16 protein-coding genes are annotated in these 14,631 nt (G+C 73.3%); 8 read left to right on the forward strand and 8 right to left on the reverse strand.

The window, feature by feature from the left end; genetic code table 11:
- Window positions 1-13: 13 nt before the first annotated feature.
- The 3 genes from ACFW9D_RS18040 to ACFW9D_RS18050 are packed head-to-tail and all read right to left on the reverse strand — an operon-like array spanning window position 14 to window position 1,449.
- Window positions 14-499 carry a hypothetical protein gene (locus ACFW9D_RS18040; RefSeq protein ID WP_384623047.1) on the reverse strand — a complete coding sequence of 162 codons (486 nt, stop codon included), beginning with the start codon at window positions 497-499 and terminating at the stop codon, window positions 14-16.
- Window positions 496-822, reverse strand: coding sequence for a hypothetical protein (locus ACFW9D_RS18045; protein WP_384623049.1), 327 nt, complete (start codon window positions 820-822; stop codon window positions 496-498). The genes ACFW9D_RS18040 and ACFW9D_RS18045 overlap by 4 nt, the downstream gene beginning before the upstream one ends.
- A gap of 51 nt (window positions 823-873) precedes the next feature.
- On the reverse strand, window positions 874-1,449 hold the full coding sequence (locus ACFW9D_RS18050; protein ID WP_384623050.1) for a hypothetical protein: 576 nt from the start codon (window positions 1,447-1,449) through the stop codon (window positions 874-876).
- A gap of 259 nt (window positions 1,450-1,708) precedes the next feature.
- Here ACFW9D_RS18050 and ACFW9D_RS18055 point away from each other — a divergent pair, with 259 nt between their 5' ends.
- The 6 genes from ACFW9D_RS18055 to ACFW9D_RS18080 all read left to right on the forward strand — a co-directional run bounded on the left by ACFW9D_RS18055 (window position 1,709) and on the right by ACFW9D_RS18080 (window position 8,253).
- Window positions 1,709-2,746, forward strand: coding sequence for a LacI family DNA-binding transcriptional regulator (locus tag ACFW9D_RS18055; protein WP_384623052.1), 1,038 nt, complete (start codon window positions 1,709-1,711; stop codon window positions 2,744-2,746).
- Window positions 2,743-4,305, forward strand: a complete 1,563-nt coding sequence (locus ACFW9D_RS18060; RefSeq protein ID WP_188338832.1) for a sugar ABC transporter ATP-binding protein — start codon at window positions 2,743-2,745, stop codon at window positions 4,303-4,305. Before ACFW9D_RS18055 ends, ACFW9D_RS18060 begins: the two co-directional genes overlap by 4 nt.
- Entirely contained in the window at window positions 4,286-6,247 is a 1,962-nt protein-coding gene (locus ACFW9D_RS18065) for a substrate-binding domain-containing protein (RefSeq protein WP_188338831.1), read from the forward strand. Before ACFW9D_RS18060 ends, ACFW9D_RS18065 begins: the two co-directional genes overlap by 20 nt.
- A 45-nt stretch (window positions 6,248-6,292) precedes the next feature.
- A complete protein-coding gene (locus ACFW9D_RS18070) occupies window positions 6,293-7,192 on the forward strand; it encodes a ribokinase (RefSeq protein ID WP_384623055.1) in 900 nt (299 codons plus the stop codon).
- Window positions 7,189-7,578: a D-ribose pyranase gene (gene rbsD, locus ACFW9D_RS18075; protein WP_384623057.1), complete on the forward strand. Its 390-nt coding sequence runs from the start codon at window positions 7,189-7,191 to the stop codon at window positions 7,576-7,578. The genes ACFW9D_RS18070 and rbsD overlap by 4 nt, the downstream gene beginning before the upstream one ends.
- A gap of 246 nt (window positions 7,579-7,824) precedes the next feature.
- Complete coding sequence (locus tag ACFW9D_RS18080) at window positions 7,825-8,253, forward strand: DUF937 domain-containing protein (protein ID WP_384623058.1); 429 nt, start codon at window positions 7,825-7,827, stop codon at window positions 8,251-8,253.
- Here ACFW9D_RS18080 and ACFW9D_RS18085 read toward each other — a convergent pair.
- Together ACFW9D_RS18085 and ACFW9D_RS18090 are read right to left on the reverse strand one after the other, a co-directional pair.
- The gene (locus ACFW9D_RS18085) at window positions 8,225-8,923 is read right to left on the reverse strand and encodes an ABC transporter ATP-binding protein (protein WP_188338827.1); all 699 of its coding nucleotides are present in this window, start codon (window positions 8,921-8,923) and stop codon (window positions 8,225-8,227) included. The genes ACFW9D_RS18080 and ACFW9D_RS18085 overlap by 29 nt on opposite strands.
- Entirely contained in the window at window positions 8,920-10,047 is a 1,128-nt protein-coding gene (locus ACFW9D_RS18090; protein ID WP_384623060.1) for an ABC transporter permease, read from the reverse strand. Before ACFW9D_RS18090 ends, ACFW9D_RS18085 begins: the two co-directional genes overlap by 4 nt.
- Before the next feature lie 147 nt (window positions 10,048-10,194).
- On the opposite strand from ACFW9D_RS18090, the gene ACFW9D_RS18095 reads away from it, so the two are divergent.
- On the forward strand, window positions 10,195-10,782 hold the full coding sequence (locus ACFW9D_RS18095; RefSeq protein WP_188338825.1) for a TetR/AcrR family transcriptional regulator: 588 nt from the start codon (window positions 10,195-10,197) through the stop codon (window positions 10,780-10,782).
- Between the two features lie 297 nt (window positions 10,783-11,079).
- On the opposite strand, the gene ACFW9D_RS18100 is transcribed toward ACFW9D_RS18095, so the two are convergent.
- Genes ACFW9D_RS18100 through ACFW9D_RS18110 form a run of 3 tightly spaced genes read right to left on the reverse strand, consistent with a single transcriptional unit; the run spans window position 11,080 to window position 14,242 of the window.
- A complete protein-coding gene (locus ACFW9D_RS18100; protein WP_384623062.1) occupies window positions 11,080-11,934 on the reverse strand; it encodes a sugar phosphate isomerase/epimerase family protein in 855 nt (284 codons plus the stop codon).
- Window positions 11,931-13,088, reverse strand: coding sequence for a dihydrodipicolinate synthase family protein (locus ACFW9D_RS18105; RefSeq protein ID WP_384623064.1), 1,158 nt, complete (start codon window positions 13,086-13,088; stop codon window positions 11,931-11,933). The genes ACFW9D_RS18100 and ACFW9D_RS18105 overlap by 4 nt, the downstream gene beginning before the upstream one ends.
- The gene (locus ACFW9D_RS18110) at window positions 13,085-14,242 is read right to left on the reverse strand and encodes a Gfo/Idh/MocA family protein (RefSeq protein WP_384623066.1); all 1,158 of its coding nucleotides are present in this window, start codon (window positions 14,240-14,242) and stop codon (window positions 13,085-13,087) included. Before ACFW9D_RS18110 ends, ACFW9D_RS18105 begins: the two co-directional genes overlap by 4 nt.
- 171 nt (window positions 14,243-14,413) lie before the next feature.
- On the opposite strand from ACFW9D_RS18110, the gene ACFW9D_RS18115 reads away from it, so the two are divergent.
- The coding region (locus ACFW9D_RS18115; protein ID WP_384623068.1) for a LacI family DNA-binding transcriptional regulator at window positions 14,414-14,631 on the forward strand (218 nt) is incomplete at its 3' end.

A 14,631-nucleotide genomic window follows, 5' to 3' on the forward strand; every position in this document is an offset into this window, starting at 1 on the left:
CGCCTGCGCCGGGTCAGACCGCTACGACGTGGACGTCCCTCGGGGACAACGTCTCGAGGCAGGCATGAATGTCCTCCGGGTCGCTCGTGAAGATCACGGCGCTGCCGTGGCGCATGGCGGCCAGGCAGACCCAGGCGTCCACGGCGTCCGGGCGCTTCTTGGGCGGGAGGGGCGCAGCCCCCAAGGCCGTTCCGACACGTCGCCAGTCGGCGAGGTCCGGGCCCGCGGTGCAGGGCAGGCATTCCGGGCGTCCGGCCCTCGTCTCCCGCATCGGCGGTTCGGAGGACCGGGCCTGGGGGACGACGCAGTCCTTGAGCAGGCCCGACATGGCGTGCACCAGCGCCGGGCGGGGGCGCCACACCTGCGCGAGCACCGGGCCGAGGACGAGCGCACGGTGCGGGGCGCCCCGCAGCCCCTCGTGGAGTGCCACGGCCTTGGCCTTCCGGTCCGCCAGCGCGATGAGCATGCCCGTGTCGTAGACCGGCACGCGAGGGCTCACGCGACCCGCCCCTGTTCGCTCCCGTGCGCCTGCATGCCGTGCACCAGGGCCAGGGCTTCCTCGACCTCGCGGCGCTCCTGCTCGGTCAGCTCCGCGCCGCCCGGGACAGGCTCGTCCGCCAGCGCCCCGGCGTCCCGCTCCGCCTGCGCGATGAGCTGGTCGACCTCGCCGAACTGGGCCTCTATGGCGTCGGTCTCCGTCATCTGCCGCGTCGCGGCGTGCACCAGGTAGGCCGAGACGTCCATGCCGACGCGCTCGGCATGCCGCCTGATCCGCTCGGCCTGCTCCTTTTCGAGGCTGATGCTGATGCGTGTCTTCGCCATACCGCCATCGTATGACGCGTATTACGACCCTTCAAGCGCCCTGCGAGATCCCTAGGAGATCCCGCCCATCGGCTCCGGGTCCACCCGAAGCGGGGTGCCCCAGACGCGTACGACCTCGTAGTCCGTGAACTCGTGGACCAGCCGGTACGCCATCGCCGCGTCCGGGCGGCGCCGCTGCGCCGCCAGATAGAGGTCGGCCTCGCGGCGGTCGTGGCGCGGGGTGCCGCACAGCTGCCAGACCTGACCGGTCCACATCTCGGGGATCCAGCGCTGCTGCGGCTGCGGCCGCTCCTCACGGGTGCCGTAGCGCGACACGACGGGCTGCTGGTCGGCGCGGGCCGGGGCCGGCCCACCGCCGTACTCGGCGCGGCGCGCCTGCCGCCGCCGCGTCTCGCAGAGCAGGCACAGATCGGGCGCGGACTCGTCGACCGCGCCGTACGGGTGCTGCGCGCAGCGGGTCGTGGGCGCGGAGCCGGAGACCGTGTCGTCGAGCAGCTCCAGGGCCCGCTTCACATCGCCCCGCACCTCGTGGAGCTTGGCGTCCGACGCCTCCGCGGTGAGGGTCTCGCCGTGCTCGCCCAGGACCCGCAGGGCGCGGCCGAGTGCGGTGAGCTGCGCGTGGTTCACGGTCGGCTCGCTCCTTCTGCGTCTTCCATCAGATCCGCCCTCCACCATCGCACGCCGCACCGACAACCCCCCGCCCCCGACCCGGGCCGCCCGGACCCCACCCCGGCGCCCGCCACATCACGATCCGGTCACGACAACCGGAACCCCCCTTGTCAGCGACCCGTGTAATCGATTCCAATCCCTCATGTAATCGATTCCATGCACATGTGCGCCCACCCCACCGCACATGAGCCCCGCAGCCACAAGGAGGTGGCCCGCGATGGCGAGCATCAAGGACGTCGCGGCCGCGGCCGGAGTCTCGGTCGCCACGGTCTCCCGCGTCCTGAACAGCCACCCGTCGGTCAGCCCGGACGCCAGGACGCGCGTGCTGGCCGCCGTGGAGTCGCTCGGCTACCGGCCCAACGCCGTGGCCCGCTCCCTGCGCACCGACCAGACCCGCACCCTCGGCCTGGTCATCAGCGACGTGCTGAACCCGTACTTCACCGAGCTGGCCCGCTCCGTCGAGGAGGAGGCCCGCGCCCTCGGCTACAGCGTGATCATCGGGAACGCCGACGAGCGCCCCGACCTCCAGGACCACCACGTCCAGAACCTGCTGGACCGCCGCGTCGACGGCCTCCTGGTCTCCCCGACGGACGGCGGCTCCCCGCTGATGCTGGCCGCGGCCCGCGCCGGCACCCCGATGGTCTTCGTCGACCGCTGGATCCCCGGCGTGGACGTACCGGTCGTGCGCTCCGACGGCCGCGCCGCGATCCGCGACCTCGTGGCCCATCTGCACGGCCTCGGCCACCGCCGCCTCGCGATCATCGCGGGCCCGGCCGCGACGACCACCGGCAGCGAGCGCGTCGCCGCCTTCCGCGAGGCACTCGCCCCGTACGACATCGCGCTGCCGGACGCGTACATCGGGCAGGGCGACTTCCAGGCCGACAGCGGGCGCCGGGTGACGGAGGGGTTCCTCGACCTGGCCCAGCCCCCGGAGGTCGTGTTCGCCGCCGACAACCTGATGGCGCTCGGCGCGCTCGACGCGATCCGCGCGCGCGGGCTGCGCGTCCCGGACGACATCGCTCTCGCCGCGTTCGACGACATCCCCTGGTTCGTACACACCGCGCCGCCCGTCACCGCGATCGCCCAGCCGACCAAGGAGCTGGGCCGGGCCGCCGTCCGCGCCCTGATCGACCGCATCGAGGGCCGCACCCCGGAGTCGGTGACCCTGCCCGCCCACCTCGTCGCACGGGAGTCCTGCGGCGAGTCCCCCCAGTCCCCCCACCCGCTGACCTCGATGGAGAGGAGCCCCAGGTGAAACCGGACCGCAACCCGGACGAGTTGCTGCGCATCGAGGGAATCCGCAAGACGTTCCCCGGCGTCGTCGCGCTCGACAGCGTCGACTTCGACCTGCGCCGCGGCGAGGTGCACGTCCTGCTCGGCGAGAACGGAGCCGGCAAGAGCACGCTGATCAAGATGCTCTCCGGCGCCTACACGCCGGACGCCGGACGGATCACCGTGGGCGGCGACGAGGTCCGCGTGCACGGCGCGCAGGACGCCGAGAAACTGGGCATCGCCACGATCTACCAGGAGTTCAACCTCGTCCCCGACCTGACGGTCGCCGAGAACATCTTCCTGGGACGCCAGCCGCGCCGCTTCGGGATCATCGACCGCAAGAAGATGGAGCGCGACGCCGAGGCGCTCCTCGCGCGCGTGGGCGTGCACGTGTCGCCCCGCGCGCGCGTCCGCGAACTGGGCATCGCCCGCCTGCAGATGGTGGAGATCGCGAAGGCGCTGAGCCTGGACGCCCGCGTCCTGATCATGGACGAGCCGACGGCCGTGCTGACCTCCGAGGAGGTCGAGAAGCTGTTCGCGATCGTGCGGCAGCTGCGCGAGGACGGCGTCGGGATCGTCTTCATCACGCACCACCTGGAGGAGATCGCCGCGCTCGGCGACCGCGTCACCGTCATCCGCGACGGCCGCAGCGTCGGCCAGGTCCCGGCGTCGACGCCCGAGGACGAGCTGGTCCGGCTCATGGTGGGCCGCTCCATCGAGCAGCAGTACCCGCGCGAGCGGCCCGACACCGGCGGCGCGCTGCTGAAGGTGGAGGGGCTGACCCGGGACGGCGTCTTCCACGACGTGAGCTTCGAGGTGCGGGCCGGTGAGGTCGTCGGCATCGCCGGGCTCGTCGGCGCCGGGCGCACCGAGGTGGTCCGGGCCGTGTTCGGCGCGGACCCGTACGACGGCGGCTCGGTGGAGGTGGCCGGTTCCCGGCTGCCGCGCCACGACGTGAACGCGGCGATGGCCGCGGGCGTCGGCCTCGTGCCCGAGGACCGCAAGGGCCAGGGTCTCGTCCTCGACCAGTCGGTGGAGGAGAACCTCGGGCTCGTCACACTGCGGTCCGCCTCGCGCGGCGGCTTCGTCGACCGCAAGGGGCAGCACACCGCCGCCGAGCGGATCGCCGGCCGGCTGGGCGTGCGGATGGCCGGGCTCGGCCAGCACGTGCGCACGCTGTCCGGCGGCAACCAGCAGAAGGTCGTCATCGGCAAGTGGCTGCTCGCCGACATCCGGGTGCTGATCCTCGACGAGCCGACCCGCGGCATCGACGTGGGCGCCAAGGTCGAGATCTACCAGCTGATCAACCAGCTGACCGCCGCCGGGCACGCCGTGCTCATGATCTCCAGCGATCTGCCCGAGGTGCTCGGCATGAGCGACCGCGTGCTCGTGATGGCGCAGGGCCGCATCGCCGGTGAACTCGCCGCCGAGGACGCCACCCAGGACTCCGTGATGGCGCTCGCCGTCAGCACCCCGACCGCCGTCTCCCCCACCACCCCGGACCTCGAAGAGGAGGGCTCCCGTGACCCCCGCAAGCACTGAAACGCTCAAGAACGACAAGAGCACGGCCAAGAGCGGCGGGGGCCTGCTGCGGCTGCTCCTCGACAACGGCGCGCTGACCGCGCTCGTCGTCCTGGTCGTCGTGATGTCGCTGCTCTCCGGCGACTTCCTGACCACCACGAACCTGCTGAACGTCGGCGTCCAGGCCGCCGTCACCGCGATCCTCGCCTTCGGCGTCACCTTCGTCATCGTGTCGGCGGGCATCGACCTGTCGGTCGGTTCGGTCGCCGCGCTGTCCGCGACCGTCCTCGCCTGGGCGGCGACGAACGAGGGCGTCCCGGTGCCGATAGCGGTGCTCCTCGCCGTCGTCACCGGCCTGGCCTGCGGCTTCGTCAACGGCGCGCTGATCGCGTACGGGAAGCTGCCGCCGTTCATCGCGACGCTCGCCATGCTGTCGGTGGGCCGCGGTCTGTCGCTGGTGATCTCGCAGGGCTCCCCGATCCCGTTCCCGGACTCGGTCTCGCGGCTCGGTGACACCCTGGGCGGCTGGCTGCCCGTACCGGTCATCGTGATGGTCGTCGTCGGCGTCGTCACCGCGGTCGTGCTCGGCCGCACCTTCATCGGCCGCTCGATGTACGCGATCGGCGGCAACGAGGAGGCGGCCCGCCTGTCCGGGCTGCGCGTGCAGCGGCAGAAGCTCGTCATCTACGGCCTGTCCGGTCTGTTCGCGGCCGTCGCCGGCATCGTCCTCGCCTCCCGCCTGTCCTCCGCGCAGCCGCAGGCCGCGCAGGGGTACGAGCTGGACGCGATCGCCGCCGTCGTCATCGGCGGCGCCTCGCTCGCCGGTGGTGTCGGCAAGGCGTCGGGCACGTTCATCGGCGCGCTGATCCTCGCGGTGCTGCGCAACGGTCTCAACCTCCTGTCGGTGTCCGCGTTCTGGCAGCAGGTCGTCATCGGTGTCGTCATCGCGCTGGCCGTCCTGCTCGACACGGTGCGCCGCAAGGCGGGCGCGACCCCGACCGCGGCCGGCACCGGCGCGGGCGGACCGCGGCAGAAGGCTCAGTACGTCATCGCGGCCGTCGTCGCGGCGGCGATCGTCGGCGGGCTCGCGCTGTGGAACAACGGCACGTCGTCCGGCGGCAAGAAGGACCTGCGGATCGGCATGGCCGTCTCCACGCTCAACAACCCGTTCTTCACGGAGATGCGGGCCGGCGCGCAGGCCGAGGCGGAGAAGGAGGGCGTGAAGCTGACCGTCACCGACGCGCAGAACGACGCCTCGCAGCAGGCCAACCAGCTGCAGAACTTCGCGAGCGGCGGCATGAGCGCGGTCATCGTGAACCCGGTCGACTCCGACGCCGTCGGCCCGGCCGTGCGCGGCGCCAACAAGGCGGACATCCCCGTCGTCGCCGCCGACCGCGGCGTGAACAAGGCGAAGACCACGACGCTCGTCGCCTCCGACAACGTCGCGGGCGGCAGGCAGGCCGCGCGGACGCTCGCCGGCAAGCTCGGCGGCAAGGGCGAGATCGTCATCCTCCAGGGCCAGGCCGGCACGTCCGCGAGCCGTGAGCGCGGCGCCGGGTTCGCCGCGGGCATCAAGGAGTTCCCGGGCATCAAGGTCGTCGCCAAGCAGCCCGCGGACTTCGACCGCACCAAGGGCCTGGACGTCATGACGAACCTGCTCCAGTCGCACCCGGACATCGACGGCGTGTTCGCCGAGAACGACGAGATGGCGCTCGGCGCGGTCAAGGCGCTCGGCGCGAAGGCCGGAAAGTCCGTCGACGTCGTCGGTTTCGACGGCACCCCGGACGGCATCGAGGCCGTCGAGGCGGGCACCCTGTACGCGTCGGTCGCCCAGCAGCCGCGCGAACTCGGCAAGATGGCGGTGCAGAACGCGATCGAGGCGGCGCAGGACGAGAAGATCCCGTCCGCGGTGAAGGTCCCGGTGAAGGTCGTGACGTCGAAGAACGTCGCCGCCTTCAAGTGACCTCCGCGCCACCGATCTTCGAGTGACCTCAGGGAGAGGCTCAGCATGAACTCGTACGACCTGCTCGTGGTCGGCTCGGCCAACGCGGACCTCGTGGTCGGCGTCGAGCGGCGGCCCGGTGCCGGGGAGACCGTCCTCGGTTCCGACCTGGTCGTCCACCCGGGCGGCAAGGGCGCCAACCAGGCGGTCGCCGCGGCGCGGCTGGGCGCGCGCACGGCGCTGCTCGCGCGCGTCGGCGACGACGGGCACGGGCGGCTGCTGCGGGAGTCGATGGAGTCGGCGGGCGTGGACACGTCCGGCGTGCTGGTCGGCGGGGCGCCCACCGGCGTCGCGCTGATCACCGTCGACCCGTCCGGCGACAACTCGATCGTCGTGTCGCCGGGGGCGAACGGACGCCTCACGCCGGACGACGTGCGGGCGGCCCGCGAGCTGTTCGCGGCCGCGCCGGTCGTCTCGACCCTGCTGGAGATCCCGCTGGACACGGTCGCCGAGGTCGCGCGGTCGCTGGCCGACGGGGCCCGACTCGTCCTGAACCCGTCGCCGCCGGCGCCGCTGCCGGACGAGGTCCTCGCGGTGTGCGACCCGCTGATCGTCAACGAGCACGAGGCGGCCGTCATCCTCGGTACGGAGCCGGGGGCGACGCCCGAGGAGTGGGCGAAGGCGCTGCTGGAGCTCGGCCCGCGTTCGGTCGTCGTGACGCTGGGCTCCGAGGGCGCGCTGGTCGCGGACGCGTCGGGCTCGGCGCGGGTGCCGTCGGTGAAGGTCGAGGCCGTCGACACGACGGGCGCCGGTGACGCGTTCACGGCGGCCCTTGCGTGGCGGCTCGGCACCGGCGCCCCGCTCGCCGACGCGGCGGCCTACGCGGCGCGGGTCGGCGCGGCGGCCGTCACGAAGGAGGGCGCGCAGGCCTCGTACCCGACGGCGGACGAGGTGGCCGCGCTGTGAAGAAGGGCGGAATACTCAACCGCCACCTGGCGGGCGCCCTCGCCGAGCTGGGGCACGGGGACGGGGTCCTGGTGTGCGATGTCGGGATGCCGCTGCCGCAAGGGCCGCGGATCGTCGACCTCGCGTTCCGCGCCGGGGTGCCGTCGTTCGCCGAGGTGCTCGACGGGCTGCTGGAGGAGCTGGTCGTGGAGGCGGGCACGGCGGCGCACGAGGTGCGCTCCGCGAACCCGGCGGCGGCCGAGCTGCTGCGTGAGCACGTGCGGCCGCTGTCCTACGTCTCCCACGAGGAGCTGAAGGGGCTTGCGGCGGGGGCGCGGCTGATCGTGCGGACCGGGGAGGCTCGGCCGTACGCGAACGTGCTGCTGCGCTGCGGGGTCTTCTTCTAGCCGGGGTCGTCCGGGTACGTCATGAGCGCTGAGGGGCCCGGTCCGCGGACCGGGCCCCTCGGGCTCTCCCCTCCCCTGCGCCGGAACTTTCCTGGAAGTCCCCCCCGGGTCCCCCTCCAAAAGTTCCGACGCACGCTAGACCCGCCTTCGTGCCGGAAGGTTGTGCTCCCGGTACGAATTTCTTTGAAACCCGTACCGCGGCCGCTCCGGGTGCCGACAGGCCGGGGCGACCGTAGCGTTTGCGGCATGACCGAAGAATCGGGTGAGAAGCCGCTGGCCAGGGACGTCCTCGACGAGCTCGGCGACGAACGGCTCCAGGAGCTCGCGGGCCTGCTCGGCACGGACGCCTCGGGCGCGCACGAGGTCGTCGACGACACGGTGTCGGCGCTCTCCGGTGGTCTGCGGGAGCGGGCCGGGGAGGGCCCGGACGGGGCGGCCGAGGTGCAGGAGGCGTTCGCGGAGGCCCAGCAGCAGCCGCTCCAAGGGGCCTTCACACTCGGCGGCCTCGCCTCGGGCGGCCTGCTCGCCGGGCTCCTCTCCAAACTGAGCCGGCCGGTGGCCGACGCGGTCGCGAAGAAGACCGGGCTGCCTGTGGCGAACGTGACCCGGGGCATCGAGCTGCTGATCCCCGTGATCCTGGCCGTGCTCAGCAAGCGGGCGGGGCGCAAGCGCTGACCGGCCGGCCCGCCGCCAGGTCCAGCATGTCGAGCGTCGCGTCGGCGGCGCCGGTGACGACCGGGTCGTGGGTCGCGACGACGGTGACACAGCCGTGTTCGTGCGTGGTCCGCGCGATGAGGGCGGTCAGTTCGTCGGCGCGGGTCCGGTCGACGGCGGCCGTCGGCTCGTCGACCAGCAGGAGCTCGGGCTCGACGAGCAGCGCGCGGGCCAGCGCGACGCGTTGGCGTTCGCCGCCGGACAGCTGGTCGGGGCGGTGGCCGGTGCGGTGCCCGAGGCCGACGTCGTCGAGGAGTTCGCGGGCCCGGCCGCGCAGGGCACGGGGGCGCCGGCCGGAGAGCGAGGCGGCGGCGAGCAGTTGTTCCTCGGCGGTGAGCCCGGCGAGCAGGTTGCCGCTCTGGAACATGTAACCGATCCGGGTGCGGCGGGCGCGGGCGCGCTCCCGGTCGCCGAGGGTGGCCAGGTCCAGGTCGCCGAGCCGGACCTGTCCGGTGTCGGGCCGCAGCAGGGCGCCCGCGACGGCGAGCAGGGTGGACTTGCCGGAGCCGGAGGGGCCGACGAGGGCGGTGAGTTCGCCGGACCGGAACTCCGCGTCGACCTCGCGCAGGGCGGTCGTCCGGGAGGCTCCGCTGCCCAGGGTCACAGTGACGGCGGTGAGACGGAGGGTCATCGGGCTGCTCCCAGCATGGTCATCGGGTCGACGGTGGTGACCCGTCGCAGGGTGAGGGCGGAACCGGCCAGTCCGACGAGGACGACGGCGGCCATGGTCGTGCCGAGGGTGCCGGCGGGCAGGCTGAACGGCACCTGATCGCCGACGAGCGCGCCGACGCCCGCGGCGAGCGCCGCGCCGAGCGCGGCTCCCGCGGACACGACGATCGCGGCCTGCGTGAGGCTGTGGCCGAGCAGCCGGCGGCGGGAGGCTCCCATCGCGCGCAGCAGGGCGAGTTCGGGGGTCCGCTGGACGGTCCACACCGCGAAGAAGGACCCGACGACGAGCGGGGCGATGAGGAAGAGGAACGTCTGGATGGAGTTCATGGTGAGCCGCTCGCCGTCGTAGCCGGGGGCGGCGCCGAAGGCGGTCTCGAGCGGCACGGTCGCGGTGTGCAGCCGGCGGTCGGCGCCGGCCAGGCGTACGGGGCCGGACCCGTCCGGCGCCCGGAGCGCCATCGCGCTGTACTGGTCCGGGAGTTCGCCGGGGGAGGTCCGGGCTCCGGGGGTGGTGAAGCGCACGCGGCGCCAGGTGTCGGTCGTGACGTACGCGGCGGCGACGTGTCCGTACGAGGAGCGGCCCGTGGTACCGACGACCTTCAGGCGGATGCCGAGCCGGTCGACGGTGAGGGTGTCGCCGATCCGGACGCCGTCGTTCACGAGCTGCCGGGACACCACGACGCCCTCGGGGCCGCCCGCGGCCAGCGGTCTGCCGGTGTCGGCGCCCGGGTCGGTGAACGCGCCGGGCTCGACGCCGAACGCGGCGAGGTCGACCTCGGTGCCGCGGTCGGTCCGGCCGCGGGTCAGGGTGACCCCGAGCGGGCTGGCCTCGACGCCCTTCTCGTGCCTCCAGCCGTCGACGGTGTCGCGGTCGACGAGACCGCGGGCGAACTGGTCGGAGTCCGATCCGGCGGCGAAGGCGACGTGGGTCGCGGGCAGCCGGCGCAGCGCGGAGACGGTGTCGTCGCCGAGGCCGGTGGTGAATCCGGAGACGATGCCGACGAGGGCGGCGACGAGCACGACGACGCTGCCCATCAGCAGGAAACGGCCTCGGGCCGCTCTCAGTTCCAGCAGGGCGAGGTACACGGTGATCCTTCCGGTCCGGGGCGTGCCCGGGCATGGGTGAGTGTGCGCGCCCCCGGCGGGACTCTCTTAGGGACGCAGCGTCCCCAAGATAGATGATGGCGACGCAGCGTCCCCAACAGGGCCCGGCCCGGGTCCTACACTGACCGCGTGCCCCGGATCCAAGCCGCCTCAGTCGCCGACCACCGCGCCCACCAGCGGGCCGCGCTGCTGGACGCGGCGCGGGAGGTGCTCGCGGAGGGGGACGCGTCGCAGGTCACGTTCGCGGAGATCGCCCGGCGCACCGGGCTCGCGCGCAACAGCGTCTACAAGTACTTCGCCGACCGCGGCGAACTGCTCACCGAGGTCGTCCGGGAGTCCGCGCCGCGCTGGACGGCTCACATCCACGCCGCGCTGGAGGCGGCCGGGGACGCACCGCGGGACCGGATCGGCGCCTACGTCACGGCCCAACTGGAGCTGGTCCGCGACGGGGAGCACCGGATCGCGCAGGCGGTCGCGGACGCGGGGGACGCGGCGGCGCTGCGGGCGGGGGCCGGGGACGCGCACCGGGCCCTCCTCGACCCGTTGGTGCTGGCCCTGACCGAGCTGGGCGACGACACGCCGCTGCGGACGGCACGGCTGTTGCAGGGCGTCGTCAACGCGGCGACCACGGCGATCGAGTCCGGCGACGACTACGAGGCCGTCCGCCACCGAGCCGTAGCCCTGACCACGGCCTCCCTGACGGCCCTCCCCGACTAGCCCGGCCGGCCACCGCAAGGGGCCCCTGTGCGGCTCCGCCGCGCGGGCGCGAGCAACCACGACGACGGCGCACTCGACGACGATGCCCGCCCCGACGGCGGCGGCGCCGGGCGCGCACGACCGACGGCCCCGCAATGGGGCGCGGGGTCGAAAAAAGGCGCAGGGCAGACGGGCCCCGTCAGGGGCGCGGGGCTGTGTCCCTGTGCGGCTCCGCCGCGCGGGCGCGAGCAACCACGACGGCGGGGCGCCCGGCGACGATGTCCGGCCCCCACGGGGGGGGCGCCCCGCGTCCAGTCCTCAGCGTGCCCGCGCCACCTCCGCGAACCGGGACACCGTCTCCCGCAGAACCTCTCGTCCCTCCCGCTCCCACAGGCCGTCGTTGAAGAGCTCGACCTCGACCGGGCCCGTGTATCCGGCCTCCTCGACGTACCGCCACCACTGCGCCAGGTCCACGGCCCCGTCGCCGAGCTGCCCGCGGCCGTTCAGGACGCCGGCGGGCAGCGGGGTGACCCAGTCCGCGAGCTGGAAGCTCGCGATCCGTCCCGTCGCGCCCGCCCGGGCGATCTGCGCCGGGGCCGCCTCGTCCCACCACACGTGGTACGTGTCGACGCACACCCCCACCTGCTCCGCGGGAAACCGTTCCGCGATGTCGAGCGCCTGACCGAGCGTGGAGACGGCGCACCGGTCGGAGGCGAACATCGGGTGGAGCGGTTCGATGGCGAGCCGCACTCCGCGCTCACCGGCGTAGGGCGCCAGTTCGGCGATCCCGTCGGCGATCCGCTCGCGCGCCGCGACGAGGTCGCGGGACCCGGCGGGCAGCCCGCCCGAGACCAGCACCAGGACGTCCGCGCCGAGGACGGCGGCCTCGTCGACGGCCCGCTTGTTGTCGTCGAGGGCGGCCCGCCGCTCCGCGCCGTCGATCGCGGTGAGGAATCCGCCGCGGCAGTGCGTGGACACGGACAGCCCCGCGTCCCGCAGCAGCCCGGCCGCCTTCTCGACCCCGTACGCCTGCACGGGCTCGCGCCACGTGCCGACGTGCCGCACGCCCGATTCCACGCAGGCGTCGACGAGTTCGGGCAGTCCGAGCTGCTTGACGGTCATCTGGTTGATGGAGAAGAGGGGGTGGGCGGCTGCGGCCCCGGGCGCGGTCATCGGGTCACTCCGTACAGGGCGAGCAGCTGCTTCATCCGGGCCTCGGCGAGCCCCGGGTCGGGGAACAGGCCGAGCCCGTCCGCGAGTTCGTAGGCCTTCGCGAAGTGCGGGAGCGAGCGGGCGGACTGGAGCCCGCCGACCATCGCGAAGTGGTCCTGGTGCCCGGCGAGCCAGGCGAGGAACACGACACCGGTCTTGTAGAAGCGGGTCGGCGCCTGGAAGAGGTGCCGGGACAGTTCGACGGTCGGGTCGAGGAGCGCGCGGAACCCGTCCGTGTCTCCCTGGTCCAGTACGCGTACGGCGTGCGCGGCGAGCGGCCCGAGCGGGTCGAAGATGCCGAGCAGCGCGTGGCTGAAGCCGCGCGCGTCGCCGGCGATGAGCTCGGGGTAGTTGAAGTCGTCGCCGGTGTAGCAGCGCACGCCCTTGGGGAGTCTGCGGCGCAGTTCGACCTCGCGCCGCGCGTCGAGCAGCGAGACCTTGATGCCGTCGACCTTGTCCGGGTGCGCGGCGATGACCTCGAGGAAGGTCTCCGTGGCGGCGTCGAGGTCGGCGGAGCCCCAGTACCCGTCGAGCGCGGGGTCGAACATGGGGCCGAGCCAGTGCAGGACGACCGGTTCGGCGGCCTGGCGCAGCAGGTGCCCGTAGACGTCGAGGTAGTCCTCGGGGCCGCGGGCGACGGCGGCGAGCGCCCTGGACGCCATGAGGATCGCCTGCGCGCCCGTCCCCTCCACGAGCGCGAGCTGCTCCTCGTACGCGGACCTGACCTCGGCCAGGTCCTTCGGTACGGCGGTGAGCTGGTCGGTGCCGACGCCGCAGGCGATGCGCCCGCCGACGGCCCGCGCCTCGGCGGCGGACCGCTTGATCAGTTCGGCGGCGCCCGCCCAGTCCAGGCCCATGCCGCGCTGTGCGGTGTCCATGGCCTCGGCGACGCCGAGCCCGTGGGACCACAGGTGGCGGCGGAAGGCGAGGGTGGCGTCCCAGTCGACGGCGGCGGGGCCGTCGGGGCTGGTGTCGGCGAACGGGTCGGCGACGACGTGCGCGGCCGAGAAGACGACGCGGGAGGCGAGCGGGGCGCCGGTGTCGAGGGCGAGCGGGGTGGCGCGCGGCTCGTAGGCGCGCAACTCCCCCGCGCTGTCGGGCAGCTGGATCGTCACAGCGTGATCTCCGGAACGTCGACGCGGCGGCCCTCGGCGGAGGCCTTCAGGCCCAGCTCGGCGAGCTGCACACCGCGGGCGCCGGCCAGCAGGTCCCAGCGGTAGGGCGCGTCGGCGTAGACGTGCTTCAGGAAGAGCTCCCACTGCGCCTTGAAGCCGTTGTCGAACTCCTGGTTGTCCGGGACCTCCTGCCACTGGTCGCGGAAGGAGTAGGTGGCCGGGATGTCCGGGTTCCACACGGGCTTGGGGGTGGAACTGCGGTGCTGGGCGCGGCAGTTGCGCAGGCCGGCGACGGCCGAGCCCTCGGTGCCGTCGACCTGGAACTCGACGAGTTCGTCGCGGTTGACGCGCACCGCCCAGGAGGAGTTGATCTGCGCGATCGCGCCGCCGTCGAGCTCGAAGATGCCGTAGGCGGCGTCGTCGGCGGTGGCGTCGTAGGGCTTGCCGTTCTCGTCCCAGCGCTGCGGGACGTGCGTGGCGGTGAGCGCCTGCACGGAGGTGACGCGGCCGAACAGCTCGTGCAGCACGTACTCCCAGTGCGGGAACATGTCGACGACGATGCCGCCGCCGTCCTCGGAGCGGTAGTTCCAGCTGGGGCGCTGGGCCTCCTGCCAGTCGCCCTCGAAGACCCAGTAGCCGAACTCGCCGCGCACGGACAGGATCTGGCCGAAGAAGCCGCCGTCGATGAGCCGCTTCAGCTTGAGCAGGCCCGGCAGGAAGATCTTGTCCTGGACGACGCCGGACTTCACGCCGGCCGCCCGGGCGAGCCGGGCCAGTTCGAGCGCGCCGTCGAGGCCGGTCGCCGTCGGCTTCTCGGTGTAGACGTGCTTGCCGGCGGCGATCGCCTTCTTGAGGACCTCCTCGCGGCCGGAGGTCATCGCGGCGTCGAAGAAGATGTCGACGCTGTCGTCGGCGAGGACGGCGTCCACGTCGGTGGAGATGTTCGCCTCGTCGAGGCCGTGCTTCTCGGCGAGCGCCTCCAGGGCGTACGCGCGGCGGCCGAGAAGCACCGGCTCGGGCCACAGCACCGTGCCGTCGCCGAGGTCGAGCCCGCCCTGCTCGCGCAGCGCGAGGATCGAGCGGACGAGGTGCTGGCGGTAGCCCATGCGCCCCGTCACCCCGTTCATGGCGATGCGCACCGTCTTGCGTGTCACGTGAGTCCCTCCGTCGGGCGTGCGGTGCCTCGGCGACCGCATCTAGCAAGCGCTTTCTATACGAGGAGAAGCTAGCCTCTGCACAACCACTCGGACAAGAGCGGGTGCACGACCGATCCGAACCGACCCTGGACAGGCCACAGGCCGACGCCGACGGAGGCTGACTCGACGATGACCGTGACCCTGGCGGATGTGGCCGCCCGCGCACAGGTGTCCCCCGCCACCGTCTCGCGCGTCCTGAACGGCAACTATCCGGTGGCCGCCGCCACCCGCGAGCGCGTCCTGAAGGCCGTCGACGAACTGGACTACGTCCTCAACGGCCCGGGGTGCGCGCTCGCCCCCCCCCCGACCGCGCTCGGGGGGGTGGTGGGGAAACACAACACCCGCCC

The sequence above is a fragment of the Streptomyces sp. NPDC059524 genome (assembly GCF_042749255.1).
Taxonomy (GTDB): Bacteria; Actinomycetota; Actinomycetes; order Streptomycetales; family Streptomycetaceae; genus Streptomyces; species Streptomyces xanthii.